Below are 18,496 nucleotides of genomic sequence, written 5' to 3'. Positions count from 1 at the left end.
CGGGCCGGACACGCTGGACGCCGAGCGTTTCCCGGGCCGGGGGCAGCGGCAGTCCGGGCCGGCCTCGCGGCAGCCTCCGGGGACGCGTCGTGTCCCGGGCGGTGCGTGGGTCGGAGGGAGCCCCGCATGACCGTCACCGCGTCGGGCACCCTGCCCGTCGAGCCGTACGACGTGGTGGTCGTCGGCGCCGGGGTCGTCGGGTGCGCGATCGCCCGCCGGCTCGCGCACCACCCGGGACTGCGGGTCGCCCTCGTCGAGGCGCAGGACGACGTCGGGCAGGGCACCTCCAAGGCCAACACCGCCATCCTGCACACCGGGTTCGACGCCGTGCCCGGCTCGCTGGAGGCCCGGCTCGTGCGGGAGGGCTCCCGCGAACTCGCCGCGTACGCCGCCGAGTCGGGCATCCCCGTCGAGCCCGTCGGCGCCCTGCTCGTCGCCTGGGACGAGGAGCAGCTCGCGGCGCTGCCCCGCCTCGCCGAGAAGGCCCGGCGCAACGACTGCCACGACACCCGCGTCCTCGGCCCCGCCGACCTCTACGCCCGCGAACCCGACCTCGGCCCCGGCGCCCTCGGCGCCCTGCACGTGCCCGGCGAGAGCATCGTCTGCCCGTGGACGACGACCCTGGCGTACGCCGTCCAGGCGGTCCGCGGCGGAGTCGACCTGCACCTCAACTCGCCCGTCGCGCACGCCGGTCACCCGGACGGCGTCCACCGGCTCGACACCCCGCGCGGCACGCTGCACGCACGGCGGCTCGTCAACGCCGCCGGACTGCACGCCGACACCCTCGACCGGAGCCTCGGGCACGACGACTTCACCGTCACCCCGCGCCGGGGCCAGCTCGTCGTCCACGACAAGTTCGCCCGCGCCCTCGTCCACCACATCCTCCTCCCCGTCCCCACCGCCCTCGGCAAGGGCGTCCTGGTCGCCCCCACCGTCTACGGCAACGTCCTGCTCGGCCCCACCGCCGAGGACCTGGACGACAAACGCGACACCGGGTCCACCGCCGAGGGCCTGGCCCGCCTGCGCGAACAGTGCCGCCGCATCCTGCCCGCACTGCTCGATGAGGAGGTCACCGCCGTCTACGCGGGCCTGCGCGCCGCCACCGAGCACGACGACTACCGCATCGCCGCCCACCCCGGGCACGGTTACGTCACCGTCGGCGGCATCCGCTCCACCGGCCTCACCGCCTCCCTCGCCATCGCCGAGCACGTCACCGGCCTGCTCGCCGGCACCGGCCTCGACCTCGGCCCCCGGCGCCCGCTCGAACCGGTCCGCATGCCCAACCTCGGCGAGGCCTTCCCGCGTCCGCACCAGCGGCCCGAACTGGTCGCCGCCGACCCGGAGTACGGCACCCTGGTCTGCCACTGCGAACGCGTCTCCCGCGGTGAGATCCGCGACGCCCTCGCCGGGCCGGTCCCGCCCCGCTCCCTGGACGGACTGCGCCGCCGCACCCGCGCCCGGGCGGGGCGCTGCCAGGGCTTCTACTGCGGGGCGGCGGTACGGGCGCTGTTCGAGGAGGGGCGGGGATGACAAGTCGACAGGTCGACGTGCTGGTGGTGGGAGCCGGACCCGCCGGGCTCGCGACCGCCGCCCGGCTCGCACGGACCGGCGTCCGCGTCGAGGTGCTGGAGCGCGAGCAGTCGCCCGGGGGAGTGCCGAGGCACTGCGCGCACCGGGGTTTCGGGACCTGGCCGCACGCGCTGACCGGCCCGGCCCACGCCCGCCTCCTCGCCGCATCGGCCGAGCGAGCCGGAGCCGACGTACGCACCGGTGTCACCGCACTCGACTGGGCGGGCCCCCGCACCCTCACCACCGTCGGCCCCCAGGGCGCCGAGACCCTCACCGCCCGCGCCGTCGTCCTGGCCACCGGCGCCCGCGAACGCCCCCGCGCCGCCCGCCTCGTCCCCGGAACCCGTCCCGCCGGCGTCTACACCACCGGCGAACTGCAGCAGGCGGTCCACCTGTACGGGCAGCACATCGGCACCCGCGCGGTGATCGTCGGTGCGGAGAGCGTCTCCCACGCCGCCGCCGACACCGTACGGGCCGCCGGAGCCGAGGTCGTCGCCCTGGTCACGGAGCTGCCCCGGGCCCCCGCGGCCCCCGCGCGGACCCTGACGGCACGCCTGCGGCACCGCACCCCCGTCCTCACCGGCACCACCGTCACCGAACTCCTCGGCCGCGGCCGCCTGTCGGGCGTGCGCGTACGCCACCGCGACGGGCGTACGACCACGCTGCGCTGCGACACCGTCGTGTTCACCGGCGACTTCGTCCCCGACCACGAGTTCGCCCGGCGCGGCGAGCTGACCCTGGACCCCGGCACCCGCGGGCCCGCCGTGGACGGTGCCCTGCGCACCTCGCGGCCCGGCGTCTTCGCGGTGGGCAGCGTGCTGCACGCCGTCGAGAGCGCGGCCACGGCGGCCCGCGAGGGTGCCTACGTCGCGACCGCCGTACGCGACTGGCTCACGGACGGCAGCACGGAACCGGACAGGACGGACCCGAGGGCCTCGGCAGATCCGAGGGACGCGGCAGACCCGACGGACCGGTACTGGCCCACCGGCGTCCCCCTGGTCGTGGGCCCGCCCCTGCTGCGCATCGCCCCGAACCGCGTCGCCCCGGCCGACCGCCTCCCGTACCTCCTGCGCACGGCGGTCCCGCTGACCCGCCCCGTCCTGCGCGTCACCCAGGACGGCCGTCCCCTGCACCGCGAGCGGTTCCCGCTCACCACGGCCGTCCCGCACCGCCCGCTGACGCTGACGGCGTGCTGGACGCACCGGGTCGATCCCGGCGGCGGGGCGGTGCACGTCACCGTCACCTGACCCTCCGCCCCTACAGTCCTGCGCCCCTCCGGTCCCGCGCCCCTCAGATCACCCGCAAGCGCACCAGCGCCGCCAACGTCAGCGCCCCCGGCAGCAGGGGTAGCCACACCGTCAGCAGCCGGAACGCCAGTACCACCGCCGTGGCGACGGCCGCCGGCCCGCCCGCCGCCACCAGCGCCACGACCAGCGCCGCCTCGACCGAGCCGATGCCGCCCGGCGTGGGCACCAGCGCGACCGCCACCGTCGCCGCGAGGTACGCCACCGCCAGGTGCCCGGCCGGTACCTCAAGTCCCAGCGACCGTCCCACCAGGACCAGCGCCGACGCCTGCAACGCGGGGAAGGCCAGCGCGCCGCCCCACAGCGCCAGCGCCCGTGCCGGACGGGTGTGCACCGACCGGGCCTCGCCCAGCGCCGTGCGCAGGAAGGAGGCCAGCGCCCCGCGCAGCCGAGGCAGCAGCGCCAGCGCCACCGCCGCCACCACCGGGACCGCGCCCGCGACGGCCAGCAGCGGGCCCACGGCCGCGTCGGGCAGCAGCGCGCCGAGCCGCAGCGCGCCGGGGAACGCGATCAGCAGGGCCCCCAGCAGGGCGAGGCGGCCGACGCTCTCCGCCAGCAGATACAGCGCGAGCGCGGCCGAGGAACGGGCGAGCGGCAGCCCGCACACCGTCATGAACCGCAGGTTCACCGCGCTCGCGCCCAGCCCGGTCGGCAGCAGGTGGTTGGCCGCGCCCGCCGCGAACTGCGTGGCCAGCAGCCGCCGCCGGGGCAGCCGCTCCACCACCGCGCCCTGCCGGGTGCAGGCGGCGGCCACCCAGGTCAGACAGGTCGCGCCGGCGGCGGCCAGCAGCCAGGGCCAGCGGGCCGTGGCGAGATGCCCGAACCCGTCGGCCAGCACCGATCGGTGCCGCACCGCGACCACGCCCACCAGGAGCAGCGGAAGCACACACAGCACCCGGCGGACCGGGACCCGGTGCAGGAGTGGCTTCTCGGAGACTCGAACCGCTGTCGTCACACCACAAGACATTCCCCCAGGAGCGCCAACTACGGATGGCCGACGCGCGGACACCGGCTTACGGACCGGGGGACGCGCCGCCGCGGCCTTGACCTCAAGGAAGGTCGAGGTTCTACGGTCGTCCGCATGAGTATGGAGACCACGGCGTGGACGCAGCTCTACAGCGTCATGCACGCCAAAGACGAGCGCCGCCCCTTCGCCCGCGCCACGCTGCGCCGCATCGGCGCTTTCGCCCGCCCGCACCGCCGCCGCATCGTCCGCTTCGTGCTGCTCGGGGTGGCGACCGCGCTGCTCGCCGTCGCCACCCCCGTCCTGGCCGGAAAGGTCGTCGACGCGATCGTGTCGGACGGCGACGAGGGCACGGTCGTGCGCCTCGCCCTGCTCATCGCCCTCATCGCGCTCGCCGAGGCGGTGCTCGGCATCTTCTCCCGCCGGCTCTCGGCGACGCTCGGGGAGGGACTCATCCTCGATCTGCGCACGGCCGTGTTCGATCATGTGCAGCGCATGCCGGTCGCGTTCTTCACACGCACTCGTACGGGAGCGCTCGTCTCCCGTCTCAACAACGACGTCATCGGCGCCCAGCGCGCCTTCAGCAACACCCTGTCCGGCGTGGTCAGCAACGTGGTCACCCTGCTGCTCACCCTCGCCGTCATGCTGACCCTGTCCTGGCAGATCACCCTGCTCGCCCTGGTGCTGCTCCCGGTGTTCGTGCTCCCGGCCCGGCGCATGGGCCGCCGCATGGCCCGCATGCAGCGCGAGGCCGCCGCGCTCAACGCCGACATGGGCACCCGCATGACCGAGCGCTTCTCGGCGCCCGGCGCCACCCTGATCAAGCTGTTCGGCCGCCCGGAGGAGGAGTCCGCCGAGTTCGCCGACCGCGCCCGCCGCGTCGCCGACATCGGCGTGCGCACCGCCACCGCCCAGGCCGCCTTCATCACCGCGCTCACCCTGGTCTCCGCGCTCGCCCTCGCCCTCGTCTACGGCCTCGGCGGCTGGTTCGCCCTGCGCGGCACCCTCGACCCGGGCGCCGTCGTGGCGCTGGCCCTGCTGCTGACCCGCCTGTACGCGCCGCTCACCGCGCTCGCCGGGGCCAGGGTCGAGGTCATGAGTGCCCTCGTCAGCTTCGAGCGGGTCTTCGAGGTCCTGGACCTGACCCCGCTCATCGACGAGAAGCCCGACGCCCGCCCGGTCCCCGACGGCCCCGTCGCCGTCGAGTTCGACGACGTCCGCTTCGGCTACCCGTCCGCCGACAAGGTCTCCCTCGCCTCGCTCGAAGAGGTCGCCACCCTGGACACCCGCGGCGGCGAAGAGGTCCTGCACGGCCTCTCCTTCCGCGCCGAACCGGGCCAGACGATCGCCCTCGTCGGCTCGTCGGGCGCCGGCAAGTCCACCATCGCCCAGCTCCTGCCGCGCCTGTACGACACCGACGGCGGCACCGTCCGCATCGGCGGCGTCGACGTGCGCGAGCTGAGCGCGTGGTCCCTGCGCGACACCGTCGGCATGGTCACCCAGGACGGCCACCTCTTCCACGACACCGTCCGGGCCAACCTGCTGCTCGCCCGGCCCGGCGCCGGCGAGGAGGAGCTGTGGGAGGCGCTGCGCCGCGCCCGCCTGGCCGACCTCGTACGCTCCCTGCCGGACGGGCTCGACACGGTGGTCGGCGAGCGCGGCTACCGGCTCTCCGGCGGCGAACGCCAGCGCATGACCATCGCCCGGCTGCTCCTGGCCCGCCAGCGGGTCGTCATCCTCGACGAGGCCACCGCCCACCTCGACAACACCTCGGAGGCGGCCGTCCAGGAGGCCCTCGCCGAGGCACTGCACGGCAGGACGGCCGTCGTCATCGCCCACCGGCTGTCCACGGTCCGCGCGGCCGACCGGATCCTGGTGGTCGAGGCCGGCCGCATCGCGGAGAGCGGCACCCACGAGGAACTCCTCGCGGCCGACGGCCGCTACGCCCAGTTGCACCGCACCCAGTTCGACCGGCCCGAACCCGTCAAGGCCGCGTAGACGGACCGCGAGGGCGGACCGTGAGGACCCACCGCGAGGAGGCTATTGCGGGCCGGCCGCGCCGGCCCGCAAGGGCAGGTCCTGCTCCGCCCAGACGACCTTCCCGCCGGGCGTGCGGCACGAGCCCCAGCGCCGGCACATCATGTTGATCAGCTGAAGACCGCGCCCGCTCTCGTCGCTCACGTCCGCGTGCTGGATCTGCGGCAGGTCGGGACCGGAGTCGGAGACCTCCACGGACAGCCGCTCGTGCCGCAGCAGCCGCAGCTCCCCGGGGGCGTTCCCGTACCGCAGGGCGTTGCCGACCAGCTCGCTCACCACCAGCTCCGTGGTGTCGACCAGTTCGTCCAGGCCCCACCGCTCCAACTGCTCGCGCACCGCCGTACGGGCCTGCCCGGCGGCCTTGCCGTCCGGCGGCAGCGCCCGTACGTACACGTCGCAGTCCGGGCCGAGCGGCCGGGCGAACGCGGCCAGCACGATCGCGTCGTCCGACCGGTCGCCGCCCACCCGCTCGGCCACCGCCCGGCACTCCGTGCCGTCCTCGGGCACCCCGCCGCCGACCGCCTCGCGCAGCCGCTCCAGCTGGGTGCCCAGGTCGGCCGTGCGCGACCTGATCAGCCCGTCCGTGTACAGCGTCAGCCGGCTCCGCTCGGGCACCGGCCGCTCGACCGGGTCGTACGGGATCACCCCCGTCCCCAGCGGCGCCCCCGCGGGCACGTCCAGGAACGAGACGGCACCGTCGGGCGCGGTCAGCAGGGGCGGCGGGTGCCCGGCGCTGGCGATGCGGAAGGTGCTGCCGTACGGGTCGTAGACCGCGCACAGACACGTGGCGACCTGGTCCTCCTCCAGATCGCGGGCGGCCAGGTCGAGCCGGGCCAGCAGCCGCTCGGGCGCGATGTCCAGCGCCATCAGGGTCCGGGCCACCGTACGCAGCCGGCCCATGGTCGCGGCGGCGGCCAGACCCCGCCCCATCACGTCGCCCACCATCAGCGCGGTACGGCCGCTGGGCAGCGCGACCACGTCGAACCAGTCGCCGCCCACGGCGGCCGGATCGGCGGCCGGGTCGTAGCACGAGGAGACGTCCAGACCCGGGGTGCTCGGGCTGGAGCGGGGGAGCAGCGCCCGCTGGAGGGTGACCACATGGTCGCGCTCACGCCCGTAGAGCCGGGCGTTGTCGATGTACACGGCGGCCTTGGACGCCAGCTCCATGGCCAGCGCCACGTCGGTCCGGTTGAACGGCGCCCGGTGGCCGGCCCGGACGAAGTCGGCGAGCCCCAACAGCACCCCGCGGGCGATCAGCGGCACCGCCAGGTAGGAGTGGACGCCCGCCCGGCGCATGATGTCCGACGACTCGCGCGAGGGGGCGATCACGGCGAAGTCCGCACGCGTCATCCGGGACACCAGCACCGGACGGCGGGTGGTGAGACACCGCTGCCCCAGCCGGTCGGCGGTGTGCACCGACAGCTCGCCCACGGGATCGGGAGCCAGGTTCAGACCCTCCACCTCGGACACCGCCATGGCCCTGAGGCGGGGTGGGTCCCCTCCGGTGGCCCGGTCTCCCTCCTGGAACCGCAGCACCGAGTCGAGAAGGTCCACCGCGGCGCCGTCGGCCAGCTCCGGCACGGTGAAGTCGGCCAGCTCCTCCGCCGTCCGCCGGACGTCGAGCGTGGTGCCGATGCTCAGGTCAGCCGCGTTCAGCCAGGCCAGCCGCCGTCGCGCGCCCAGCGCCTCCGACATCGACCGCAGCGCGCCCCGCGCCGCCCGGTGCCCGCTGACGAGGGGATTCCGGGGGTGGCGCAGCCCGCCCAGCCACGGTCGTTCCCGCACGCGTCGCCTCCTCCCACGGCCTCCTGTCCTGATTCTGCCCTGCCACGGGACGAGCGGCGACGGCGGCACCCCCCGTCGGAGCCCGCTCCGCGCGGAAGGTGCCGTTCCGGTGTGGCTCAGGCGTCCAGCCACACCGCCGTGTCGGACGGCAGCCGGCCGGCCTCGTCCAGGGGCCCGCTGACGAGTAGGACGGCGCCGTGTGCGGGCAGCTCCACCGGCGCGGGGGACAGGTTGACGACGCACACCGGGCCGCCCGCGCGCCGGAACGCGAGGACGCCGTCCGGCGCGGGCAGCCAGTCCAGCGGGCCGTCGCCGAACTCCGCCGTGGAGCGCCGCAGACGCAGGGCCTCGCGGTACAGCGAGAGCATCGACTCCGGGTCCGCGGCCTGCCGGTCCGCCGCGTACGCCGCCCAGCCCTCCGGCTGGGGCAGCCAGGGATCGGTCTCCGACCCGAACCCGCAGTACGGCGCGTCGCCGTCCCAGGGAAGCGGGACGCGGCAGCCGTCCCGCCCCGGGTCGACGCCTCCGGAACGGAAGTGCATCGGGTCCTGGATGCGCTCGCGCGGGATGTCCGCCTCGGGCAGTCCGAGTTCCTCCCCCTGGTACAGGTAGACGGACCCGGGCAGGGCCAGGGTCAGCAGCGCGGCGGCCCGCGCCCGCCGGGTGCCCAGGGCCAGGTCGGTCGGGGTGCCGAAGGTCTTCTTCGCGAAGTCGAAGCCGGTGTCCGCACGGCCGTACCGGGTCACCGTGCGGGTCACGTCGTGGTTGCACAGCACCCAGGTGGCCGGGGCGCCGACGGGGGCGTGCTCGGCCAGGGTGTCGTCGATGCTGCGCCGCAGCAGCTCCGCGTCCCAGGGGCAGGACAGGAAGTTGAAGTTGAAGGCGGTGTGCAGTTCGTCGGGGCGCAGATAGCGGGCGAAGCGCTCGGCGTCGGGCAGCCACACCTCGCCGACGAAGACGCCCCCGTACGCGTCGGCGACCCTGCGCCACGAGCGGTAGATGTCGTGCAGCTCGTCCTGGTCGATGTACGGGTGCGGGTCGACGCCCTCCACGAAGTCCGCGAGCGCGGGATCCTTCGCGAGCAGCGCCGCGGAGTCGATGCGTACGCCCGCCACGCCGCGCTCGAACCAGAAGCGCAGCACGTCCTCGTGCTCCCGGCGCACCTCGGGGTGGGCCCAGTTCAGATCGGGCTGCTCCGGGGTGAACAGGTGCAGGTACCACTCGCCGTCCTCGACCCTGGTCCAGGTGCGGCCGGAGAACTGCGAGGGCCAGTCGTTCGGCGGCAGTTCGCCGTGCGCACCGCGGCCTGGGCGGAAGTGGAACCGCTCCCGCTCCGCGCTGCCCGGACCGGCCGCCAGCGCCGCCCGGAACCAGGCGTGCTGGTCGGAGACGTGGTTGGGGACGATGTCGACGATGGTGCGGATGCCCAGCTCCCGCGCTTCGGCGATGAGCTTCTCGGCCTCGCCCAGGGTGCCGAACGCCGGGTCGATGGTGCGGTAGTCGGCGACGTCGTACCCGCCGTCGACGAGCGGTGAGACGTACCAGGGGGTGAACCAGACGGCGTCCACGCCCAGTTCGGCGAGGTGGGGCAGTCTCGCCCGCACGCCCGCGAGGTCACCGGTGCCGTCGCCGTCGCCGTCGGCGAAACTGCGGGGATACACCTGGTAGATGACGGCGTCGCGCCACCAGTCTTCGGTGCGGTGCGAGTTGGGGGCTGCCACGTGACGGTCCTTTCGGGCAGGGTGGATCTTCGCCGCCGGCCCGGACAGAGCGGGGCGTCGGACGGGCCGGCGGCGAAGGTTGACGGGACGAGCCGGGAGGGAGGGGAGGAAGGGCGGGCGGCAGGCGCCCCCGCCCCGGAGCCCTCAGCCCTTGAGTCCTCCGGCGGTGAGTCCGCTCATGATGTTGCGCTGGAAGATCAGGAAGATGATGAGCGTCGGCAACGAGGCCATGGTGAGCGCGGCGATCAGCACGTTCACGGGCACCCCGGTGGACAGGGAGTAGATCCCCACGTTCAGGGTCTGCTTCGCCGGGTCGGGCAGAGTCAGCATGGGCCAGAGGAAGTCCTTCCAGACGCCCACGATCGCGAAGATGGACACCACGCCGAGGATCGGCCGCGAGATCGGCAGCACGATCGACCGGAGTGTGCGCATCGGAGAGGCACCGTCCATGGCGGCGGCGTCGAGCAGCTCCCGGGGGATCGAGTCGAAGAACCGCTTCAGCAGGAAGATGTTGAAGGCGTTGGTGACCGAGGGCAGCCAGATCGCCCACGGCGTGTTCAGCAGGTTGCGCTCGAAGATCGGCACGTCGAGCACCGTCAGGTACTGCGGCACGACCAGCACGGTCGCCGGGATCATCAGCGTCGCCAGCATCAGACCGAGGATCGCCTTGCCGAGGACCGGCCGGAGCTTGGACAGCGAGTAGGCCGCCGCCACGTCGAACACCAACTGGAAGGCGAGCGCGCCGAACGCGTAGAACAGGGTGTTCCCCAGCAGACCCGCCAGGTCCATCACGTTCCAGGCCTGGGAGTAGTTGTCGGGCTCGAACGACTCGGGGACCAGCGTCGGCGGGGTCTGCACGGCCTCCTGGGTGTTCTTGAAGCCGCTGGAGACCATCCAGTACATCGGGCCGAGGAAGACCACGGTGAACAGGGCGACGACGAGGCCGAAGACCACCCAGTACAGCCGCTTCCCGCGGGGCCGGGCGAGCTGGGCCGGTGAGATGAGCGTGCGTGTGGACATCTGTGGTTTCCCCCGGCTCTACTCGTCCTCGGCGCGGCTGAGCTTCACGTACGCCGCCGAGACACCGGCCAGCAGTACGAGGAGCAGCAGGCCGAGGGCCGCCGCGGCACCGTAGTTGTTGAAGTTGAAGGCGTACTGGTAGATGAGGTAGACGACGGTGGTCGTCGAGCCCTCGGGGCCGGCGCCGCCGGTGAGCAGGAAGGGCTCCACGAAGACCTGCATCGTGGCGATGATCTGCATCAGCAGCATGAGCGAGAGGATGAGCCGCGTCTGCGGGATCGTGACGTGCCAGATCTTGCGCAGCAGCCCGGCACCGTCCAGCTCCGCCGCCTCGTACAGCTCGCCGGGGATGCCCTGGAGCGCGGCGAGGTAGATGAGCGCCGCGCCGCCCATGTTCATCCAGGTCGACGCGATCACCACGGAGAGCATGGAGAGGTCGGGATCCTGAAGCCACTGCTGCTCGGGCAGTCCGAAGAAGCCGAACACCTCGTTGAGCAGGCCGTAACCGGGGTCGTACAGGTACTTGAACAGCAGCACGGAGGCGACCGGCGGCAGCATCACCGGCAGGTAGACGAGCAGGCGCAGGTATCCCTTGCCGTGCCTCAGCTCGTTGATGACGATGGCGACCACGAACGGCACGGCGAAGCCGAACACCAGGGCCAGCACGGTGAACAGCGCGGTGTTGCGCCAGGCCTGCCAGAAGGCCGGGTCGTTGTAGACCGTCTGCAGGTTCTCCAGGCCGACCCAGGAGACCTCGCCCTGGTCCGTCTTCTGGAAGGCGAGGAAGAACTCCCGGACCATCGGGTACCAGGAGAAGAAGGCGAAGCAGAGAACCGCTCCGATCAGGAAGCCGTGCGCGGTGAGGTTGCGCTTCAGGCTCCTGGCGAACGCCCCGCCGCGCTGGGGCGGGCCGTCCACCGGCGGCTGGGCGTGGCGTGCGCTCGCCGCCTTGCTCGGGGTCAGGCTGGGGGCCGACATCGTCGCTCCTTGGGGCTGATCTCATGGGCCCCGGGGGGCGGTGCGGCCCGCCCCCCGAGGGAGCCGGTCACTGCGTGGCCAGAACCTGGTTGACCTGCTGCTCCGCGGTGGAGAGCAGCTTGTCGACGTCGGCGTCCTCGTTGGTGAGGAGGCCGGACATCACGTTGTCCAGGACCTTGTAGACCTCCTGGGCCTTCGGCGGCTCGGCCAGGCCCGGGACCGGGTTGTCCATGAACGCCTTGAAGTTCTCGACCGGCATGGTGGCGTGCTCGAGGCGGGCCGCGTCGTCCTTCTTCTTCGACTCGTTCAGCCAGAAGTTGGGCTGCGGGAGGCCCACCGGCAGGTCGTCCTGCTTCTTGCGGGCCCAGTCGAACTGCCCCTTGCCGACGGTGAGGTTCTCGAAGTTCAGCCAGGCGACGGCCGCCTTGATCTTGTCGGAGGAGATGCCCTTCTTGATCATGTAGCTGTTGCCGCCGGCGAGGGTGTTCTTGCCGCCCGGTATCGGACCCATGCCGAAGTTCTCGTAGTCGGCGCCGAGTTGCTGGACCATGTACGTGACGTCGTCCGGCGCGGCGAGGAACATGCCGAGCTTGTCGGTGGCGACCTGCTTCTGAAGGTCGCCCCACTTGAGCAGCTGGGTCTTGCCCATGCTGTCGTCCTCCCAGCGCATGGCGTGGAGGTTCTCGGCGACCTCCTTGCCCACCTCGCTGTTGAAGGTGGCCTTCTTGCCGCTCTCGTCCACGACGTCGGCGCCGCGGCTGTACATCTGGGCGGTGAAGTGCCAGCCGCCGGTGTTGCCCGCGCTGTACTCGCCGAAGCCGGCGATGCCGTCGCCCAGGCCGGCGATCTTCTCGGCGGCGGTGCGGACCTCGTCCCAGGTGCGCGGCGGGGCGTCCGGGTCGAGCCCGGCCTTCTCGAAGAGCTTGCGGTTGATCAGCAGGCCCATCGTGTAGTTGCTGGTGGGCAGGCCGTAGAGCTTGTTCTCGTGCTTGAGCGAGCCGAGGACGTTCGGGTCGATGTCCTTCAGGGCGGGGACCGTCTTGTCGTTGACGTACGCGGTGATGTCCTCGGCGCCGTCGTTGTCCAGCACCTGGGGCAGGTCGGTGAAGTACGTGTAGAAGACGTCGGGCTGCGACTTGGCCTTGAGCATCGCCGTGAAGCGCGGCGGCTCCAGACACTGGCCCGGGGTGGAGCGGCCCTCGATGGTGACGTTCGGGTAGATCTTGTTGAACTCCTTGACGTCCTCCTGCCACTCCTTCAGCTCGGCCGCCTTCGCCTTCGGCGGCATGCAGTCGATGGTGATCGTCACCTTGGTCTTCGGGTCCAGCGGGGCAGCCGGGTCGGAGGACCCGCTGCCGCCTTCGGAACCGCCGCCGTCGTCACTGCTGCTCGTGCCGCAGGCGGCCAGAGCGGTCAGGGTGAGAGCGGAGACGAGCGTGATGGCGCCGGCACGGCGAGTACGGCGGAACCGAGCACTTCTCATGGGTGGTCCCCTTCGGGCATGAACGTGGAAGGCGCCCCACCGCCGATGCGTTGTGGGGCGCCGCTCACTCAACCACCGTGAACAAGTGAGCGCAATATCTCGCGCTGGTTTCGTAATTGTTTGACAGTCCGTTGTAGAAGTCGAGGTTCCGCTACCGGGTGGAAACCTGTGCGGTGGAGCCTCGGACGACGAGTTCCGGTTCGAAGAGCAGCTCGCGGTGCGGGACTTCGGTGCCTTGGATTTGTGCGCAGAGGAGGTCGACGGCGGCGCGTCCCATGGCTTCGATGGGTTGGCGGACGGTGGTGAGGGGTGGTTCGGTGCAGGTCATGAAGGCGGAGTCGTCGTAGCCGACGACGGAGACGTCGTGGGGTACGCGGTGTCCGCGGCGGCGGGCGGCGCGGACGGCGCCGAGGGCGAGGGGGTCGCTGGCGCAGATGATGCCGGTGACGCCGCGTTCGAGGAGGCGGGTGGCGGCTGCCTGGCCGCCCTCGAGGGAGAACATGGCCCGCTCCACGTGGGCGTCGGGCAGGGTGCCGTCCGAGGCCTGCGCGGCCTCGCGGGCGGCCGCCAGTTTCCGCCGCGACGGGATGTGGTCGGAGGGGCCGAGGACGAGACCGATCCGCTCGTGCCCCAGCGACGTCAGGTGCCGCCAGGACTGCCCCACGGCCACCGCGTCGTCGCAGGCGATGCAGGGGAAGCCGAGGTCGGGTATGGAGGCGTTGACCAGGACCACGGGGATGTTGCGCTCGGCGAGCAGCCGGTAGTGGTCGTGCGGGGCGTCCGCCTGCGCGAACAGCCCGCCGCCGGCGAAGACGACCCCCGACACCTGCTGCTGGAGGAGCAGCTCGACGTAGTCGGCCTCGGAGACGCCGCCCTTGGTCTGGGTGCACAGCACCGGGGTCAGCCCCTGTTGGGCGAGCGCGCCGCCGATGACCTCGGCGAACGCGGGGAAGATGGGGTTCTGGAGCTCGGGCAGGACCAGGCCGACCAGGCGGGCGCGCTCGCCCCGCAGCTGGGTGGGCCGCTCGTAGCCCAGGACGTCCAGCGCGCTGAGCACGGACTGCCGGGTCGCCGCCGAGACCCCCGGTTTGCCGTTGAGCACCCGGCTGACCGTGGCCTCGCTGACCCCAACCTTCTTCGCCACCTGAGCAAGTCGTCGCGTCACGAACGCAAGACTAGCGCAAGTCTCCGCAAGAGACTTGCGCCAGTCAGCTCCTTACGAGACTACGGATTGCGAATGATCTTGAAGGTGGACGTCGTGTTGCGGATGTCCACGGCGTTGTCGCCGAGCTTCAGTCCGTTGAAGGTGACCTCACCGACCGCCGGTCCCTGCCCCGCCTCGGGCATCTCGTTGGCCCACAGGCCGAAACCCGACTTGGCGTCGAACGCGTCACCGCTCTTGTGCGCGCCCGTGACCGAGACGTCGGTGAAGACCGTGTCCTTGATCGGGAACTGCGGCTGACCTCCCACGTAGTTCGTCTGGAACATGATGCCGCTGTAGGTCGGGTCCACGATGTCGACGTTGTTGACCCTGATCCCCTGGAACACCTTGGACGCCGAGAACACCCAGATACCGGGGAAGGTCTGCCCGCCCCAGAAGTGCCCGCCGGCCCGGACGATCGAGACGTTCTCGAAGGTCGTCGGATCGGTCCCGAAGCCGTTCATCGGGTAGCCGAAGTCCAGCGAGCTGATGGTGATGCCCGAGTAGACCAGGGTGTCCGCGATGTGGATGTTCCGGAAGGTGTTGTGGTACCCGCCGTAGACGGCCAGGCCCGCGGCACGCCAGGTCAGCGTCGTCGTCAGGTTCTCGTACAGGTTGTTCTTCATGTCCGCGCCGCCCGCGTCGATCGCCGAGAAGAGCGCGAAGCTGTCGTCGCCGGTCGCCCGGGCGTCGTTGTTGGACACCAGGTTGTCCGTCGAGCCGTTGGTCATGTTGATGCCGTCGGCGAACATGTTGCGGATCCGGGAGTTCTTGATCGTCATCCGGTCCGTGTTGGCACCCCAGTACAGGCACACCATGTGTTCGTTCCAGATGTTGTCGATCACGATGTCCGAGGTGTTGGAGAAGTCGAACACCTTGCCCGGCCCGTCGATGCGGGTCGTGTAGTTGCCGAAGTAGGCGAAGTTCGCGAACGTCGAGCCCTTCGAACTCGCCTCGGCACGGAACCCGATGTCGGTGTTGTCCTGCGTCGTCGGCGCGTGGAACTGGGTGAACCAGGGACCGGCGCCGACCACCTTCACCGCCTTGCCGTACACCTGGAACTTGCTCGACGTCTGGTAGTCGCCGGGCGGCAGGTACACACCGACCAGCTTGCCCGAGGTGTCCATGCGGACCTTGTCGAGCGCGTTCTGCACGTCCTGGTGCGTGAACCCGGCCGGCACCGCGTACGCCGCCGGGTCGGGGTTCGGCAGCGCCGAGACCTGCTCCAGGTTGACGAAGTCGATCGCGTAGTCGGAGGTGTTCGCCGCGTCCTTCTGCAGCCGGATCGTGCTGCCCGCCGGGGCGGTCTCGCCCAGCGCGATGTGCGCCTCGTCGTAGATGTGCCGCGGGGCGCCCGCACCGGGGGAGTTGCCCGGCGACGCCTCGGCGCCGTACAGCCAGGCGTACTTCGACGTCAGCGGCAGCGCCTTCTTCATGACGCCGTCGACGTACACGTTCAGCGTCGCGTCGATGCCGCCGCCGCCCGGCGCGTCCGGGATGGAGAAGCGGGTCACCAGGGTGTTGGTGTCCGCCTTCGTGGTGAACTCGACGTACTCGCCGGTCCTGTCGAGGTGGACGGCCCTGCGCCCGGACGCCTCGCCCGCGAGGTCGCCGATGGTCCGGTTCGGCCCGACCACCGTGGCACCGCCACCGACCGTCCCGTCCTCCGCCTCGTACATGTCGTACGGCATGTTCGCACCGCGCCCCACGAACAGCGGCTGCGTGGAGGTGTTGTTCTCCCGCTTGACCGGCAGTTCGTTGGCGTCGTCGCCGACCGTGACCTTCAGCGTGTACGAGCCGTTGACCGCCTTCCAGGTGCCGAGACTCAGGGCCGGGGCGGTCTCGCCCGCGACGACGACACCGGAGTGCGCGCCGGTCAGGGTCTTGACCGTGCCGCCCTTGGAATCGACCAGGGCGACCGTCACCGGGTGGCTGCCGCCCGCGGAGTCCTGGGTGCCCTGGTTCTTCAGCGCGACCTTGAAGGTCACGTCGTCACCGGCGGCCGGACTGGACGGCGAGGTGGTGACGGCGGCGGCGACCAGGTCGGAGCTCTGCACCGGCTTGACGACCAGCGGGTCGGGCCGCGTGTAGGTGTTGTTGGTCTCGTTCTGCTCGATGATCTCGTTCGCCTCGTCGGCGACCGCGCTCAGCTCGTACGAACCGGCGTCGCGGGCCCCGACGGACGCGCCGACCGTGCGCTGCGCACCCGCCGCCAGGGCGGGGACGTCGGCGGTGGCGACCTTGGTGTCGCCCAGCCTGATGGCGACCTTGCCGGCCGGTGCGTCCGCCGCACCGCTGTTGCGGACGGTCGCGGACACGGTGATCTCGTCCGACTCGACGGGGGAGTCGGGCGACGTGGTCAGCTTCGTCACCTCGAGGTCGGGGTTGGGCGCCGGGGTGCCGACGACCTGGAACTCGGCGACCTGACCGGCCGTCGCCCCGCTGTTGGCGGTGAACTTCAGCTGGACGTCCGCGGCTCGCTCACCGACGGGTATCGACACGCTGCTGCCGCCGCTCGCCGGGTCGAAGACGTAGCCCTTCGCGTCCACCAGCGAGGTGAAGCCGGACGCGTCCTGGTCGCGGCCGAGCACCTGGATCTTCTGGGTGCGCTTGGACCAGCTGTTGTCCGGGTTGAGCTTGAGGACGACACGGTCGACGTCGGCATTCGAGCCCAGCTTCAGGGTCAGCGTGTTCGGATAGCTGCCCGACGCCCCTTCCCAGTAGGTCGACGTGCTGTTGTCGTTGGCGTTCTCGGCGACGTAGGTGTGGATGTGGGACGAGGCGCTGATCGGCTTGCCGACGGCCAGGTTCGAGCCGTCCTTGGTGCCGTTGCGGATCACCGAGTTGCTGTCGCCCGACTCGTTGCCCGCCGCGTCCTTGGCCCGCACGAAGTAGGTCACGTTCGCCGACGCCGGCTGGGTGTCCGTGCAGGTGGTGACGTCTCCCGCGACACTCTTGCGGAGCTGGTTGTTGGCGTAGACGTCGTACCCGGTGACACCCGTGTTGTCGGTGGAGGCGTCCCAGGTCAGCTTGATCCGACCCGCGTCCGGTTCGGTGAGGGCCAGGTTCGCGGGCGCGGTGGGCGCCTGGGTGTCGCCGGTGCCGGCCCGGCGGGTGACCGAGTCGCTGTTGCCCGACTGGTTGCCGGCCGCGTCCTTGGCGCGCACGTAGTAGGTGACCGTCGTACCGGCCGGCCTGGTGTCGGTGTACGTGGTGACGTCACCGGCGACGGAGGTCAGCAGGTCGCCGTTGGCGTAGATGTCGTACCCGGTGACGGCCGTGTCGTCCGAGGACTCGTTCCAGGTCAGCCTGATCTGCCCGGTGGCCGGTTCGGTGAACGCGAGGTTCGCGGGCGCGGTAGGCGCCTGGGTGTCACCCGTCTCGGGGCCGTAGACCTCCAGCTCGGACACCTGGGCCGCGGGCTGACCGGTGTTGGCGCTCACCAGGACCCGCACGTAGCGCGCGGTGGCCGCGTCGAAGGTGATCGCGGCCGACTGACCGCCCGCCGTGTCGAAGGTGTACGCCTTGGCCGCCGTCAGGTCGGTGAAGTCCGAACCGTTCTCACTGGCCTGGATCTTCAGGGTCTGGCTGCGGTTCGGCCACCCGTCCGGCAGCCGCAGGACGACGCGGTTGACCCGGCGCGAGGAGCCGAGGTCGGCCTGGAGCCACTGCGGCAGGGCGTTGTTGGCGCTCTCCCAGTAGGTGGCCCTGTTGCCGTCGTTGCCGTTGCCCGGGGTGTACGCGCCCGTGGAACTGCTCGCCGTCAGCCGCCGGCCGGCGGCCAGGTTCGTGGACGACTCCCCGGCCGCGTGCACCTCCAGCTCGGAGAGCTGGGCCGCCTGCCAGCCGGTGTTCGCCGTGATGTTCACCCGCACGAACCGGGTCTGCGTGGCGGGGAAGGACACGGTGACCGTGTTGCCCGAGCCAGGGTCGAAGGCGTAGGTGGCGGACGTCTTCAGCGTGCTGAAACTCGTGCCGTCGGCGCTGCCCTGGACGGCGAGCGTCTGGTCGCGGCTCTCCCAGCCGGCGGGCAGTCTCAGCACGACCTCGTCGATGCGCTCGGTGGCACCGAGGTCGGTCTGGACCCACTGGGGCAGGCTGCTGCCGGCGCTCTGCCAGTACGAACTCTGGTTGCCGTCGGTGATGTTGGCGGCGCCGTACTCACCGAGCGAGCTGCTCGCCGCCGTGGCGTCCCCCACGGCGATGTTGGGACCACCGGCTGCCGTGGCCGACAGCAGCGGTCCTCCCAGCGCCAGGAGACTGGTCGCGACCACCGTGCACAGGGCACGTGATCTCCAGTTCCGGTTTCTCATCTGTCCCCACATCAGGTAGACACGTGAATGTTCTCTGTCATTTACGTTGAGCGCTCGCAGAGTTGCAGAGAAATGTTGATTCGTCTACAGCCCGGACAGCGGGAAGTGGGCGCACGGCAGG

11 protein-coding genes are annotated in these 18,496 nt (G+C 71.7%); 3 read left to right on the top strand and 8 right to left on the bottom strand.

The features are described 5' to 3' along the window. The first annotated feature begins 126 nt into the window (after nucleotides 1–126). Both OHA99_RS03485 and OHA99_RS03480 read left to right on the top strand, forming a co-directional pair. On the top strand, nucleotides 127–1,530 hold the full coding sequence (locus tag OHA99_RS03485) for an NAD(P)/FAD-dependent oxidoreductase (RefSeq protein WP_405693960.1): 1,404 nt from the start codon (nucleotides 127–129) through the stop codon (nucleotides 1,528–1,530). Continuing rightward, nucleotides 1,527–2,816: an NAD(P)/FAD-dependent oxidoreductase gene (locus tag OHA99_RS03480; RefSeq protein WP_153176773.1), complete on the top strand. Its 1,290-nt coding sequence runs from the start codon at nucleotides 1,527–1,529 to the stop codon at nucleotides 2,814–2,816. The genes OHA99_RS03485 and OHA99_RS03480 overlap by 4 nt, the downstream gene beginning before the upstream one ends. A gap of 43 nt (nucleotides 2,817–2,859) precedes the next feature. On the opposite strand, the gene OHA99_RS03475 is transcribed toward OHA99_RS03480, so the two are convergent. Then, nucleotides 2,860–3,759, bottom strand: coding sequence for a lysylphosphatidylglycerol synthase domain-containing protein (locus OHA99_RS03475; RefSeq protein WP_153176772.1), 900 nt, complete (start codon nucleotides 3,757–3,759; stop codon nucleotides 2,860–2,862). A gap of 195 nt (nucleotides 3,760–3,954) precedes the next feature. Here OHA99_RS03475 and OHA99_RS03470 point away from each other — a divergent pair, with 195 nt between their 5' ends. Then, nucleotides 3,955–5,835 (top strand): ABC transporter ATP-binding protein, encoded by a 1,881-nt coding sequence (locus OHA99_RS03470; RefSeq protein ID WP_381499262.1) that lies wholly within the window; start codon nucleotides 3,955–3,957, stop codon nucleotides 5,833–5,835. 42 nt (nucleotides 5,836–5,877) lie between these two features. On the opposite strand, the gene OHA99_RS03465 is transcribed toward OHA99_RS03470, so the two are convergent. From OHA99_RS03465 to OHA99_RS03435, 7 genes are all read right to left on the bottom strand, one after another. Further along, entirely contained in the window at nucleotides 5,878–7,659 is a 1,782-nt protein-coding gene (locus OHA99_RS03465; RefSeq protein WP_164381431.1) for a SpoIIE family protein phosphatase, read from the bottom strand. 116 nt (nucleotides 7,660–7,775) lie between these two features. Further along, the gene (locus OHA99_RS03460; RefSeq protein ID WP_153176770.1) at nucleotides 7,776–9,380 is read right to left on the bottom strand and encodes a glycoside hydrolase family 13 protein; all 1,605 of its coding nucleotides are present in this window, start codon (nucleotides 9,378–9,380) and stop codon (nucleotides 7,776–7,778) included. A gap of 144 nt (nucleotides 9,381–9,524) precedes the next feature. Beyond that, entirely contained in the window at nucleotides 9,525–10,400 is an 876-nt protein-coding gene (locus OHA99_RS03455) for a carbohydrate ABC transporter permease (protein WP_153176769.1), read from the bottom strand. Between the two features lie 18 nt (nucleotides 10,401–10,418). Then, nucleotides 10,419–11,378 carry a carbohydrate ABC transporter permease gene (locus OHA99_RS03450; RefSeq protein ID WP_164381427.1) on the bottom strand — a complete coding sequence of 320 codons (960 nt, stop codon included), beginning with the start codon at nucleotides 11,376–11,378 and terminating at the stop codon, nucleotides 10,419–10,421. A 67-nt stretch (nucleotides 11,379–11,445) separates the two neighbouring features. Then, nucleotides 11,446–12,861 (bottom strand): extracellular solute-binding protein, encoded by a 1,416-nt coding sequence (locus tag OHA99_RS03445; RefSeq protein WP_153176767.1) that lies wholly within the window; start codon nucleotides 12,859–12,861, stop codon nucleotides 11,446–11,448. A 151-nt stretch (nucleotides 12,862–13,012) separates the two neighbouring features. Further along, complete coding sequence (locus tag OHA99_RS03440) at nucleotides 13,013–14,026, bottom strand: LacI family DNA-binding transcriptional regulator (protein ID WP_153176766.1); 1,014 nt, start codon at nucleotides 14,024–14,026, stop codon at nucleotides 13,013–13,015. Nucleotides 14,027–14,085: 59 nt separating this feature from the next. Then, nucleotides 14,086–18,375: a discoidin domain-containing protein gene (locus OHA99_RS03435; protein WP_405693951.1), complete on the bottom strand. Its 4,290-nt coding sequence runs from the start codon at nucleotides 18,373–18,375 to the stop codon at nucleotides 14,086–14,088. Nucleotides 18,376–18,496 lie beyond the last annotated feature (121 nt).

The sequence above is a fragment of the Streptomyces coelicoflavus genome, assembly GCF_045041415.1.
GTDB classification, from domain to species: domain Bacteria; phylum Actinomycetota; class Actinomycetes; order Streptomycetales; family Streptomycetaceae; genus Streptomyces; species Streptomyces coelicoflavus.
Note: the sequence above shows the minus strand (reverse complement) of the source record. Positions and strands in the feature narration are given on the sequence as shown.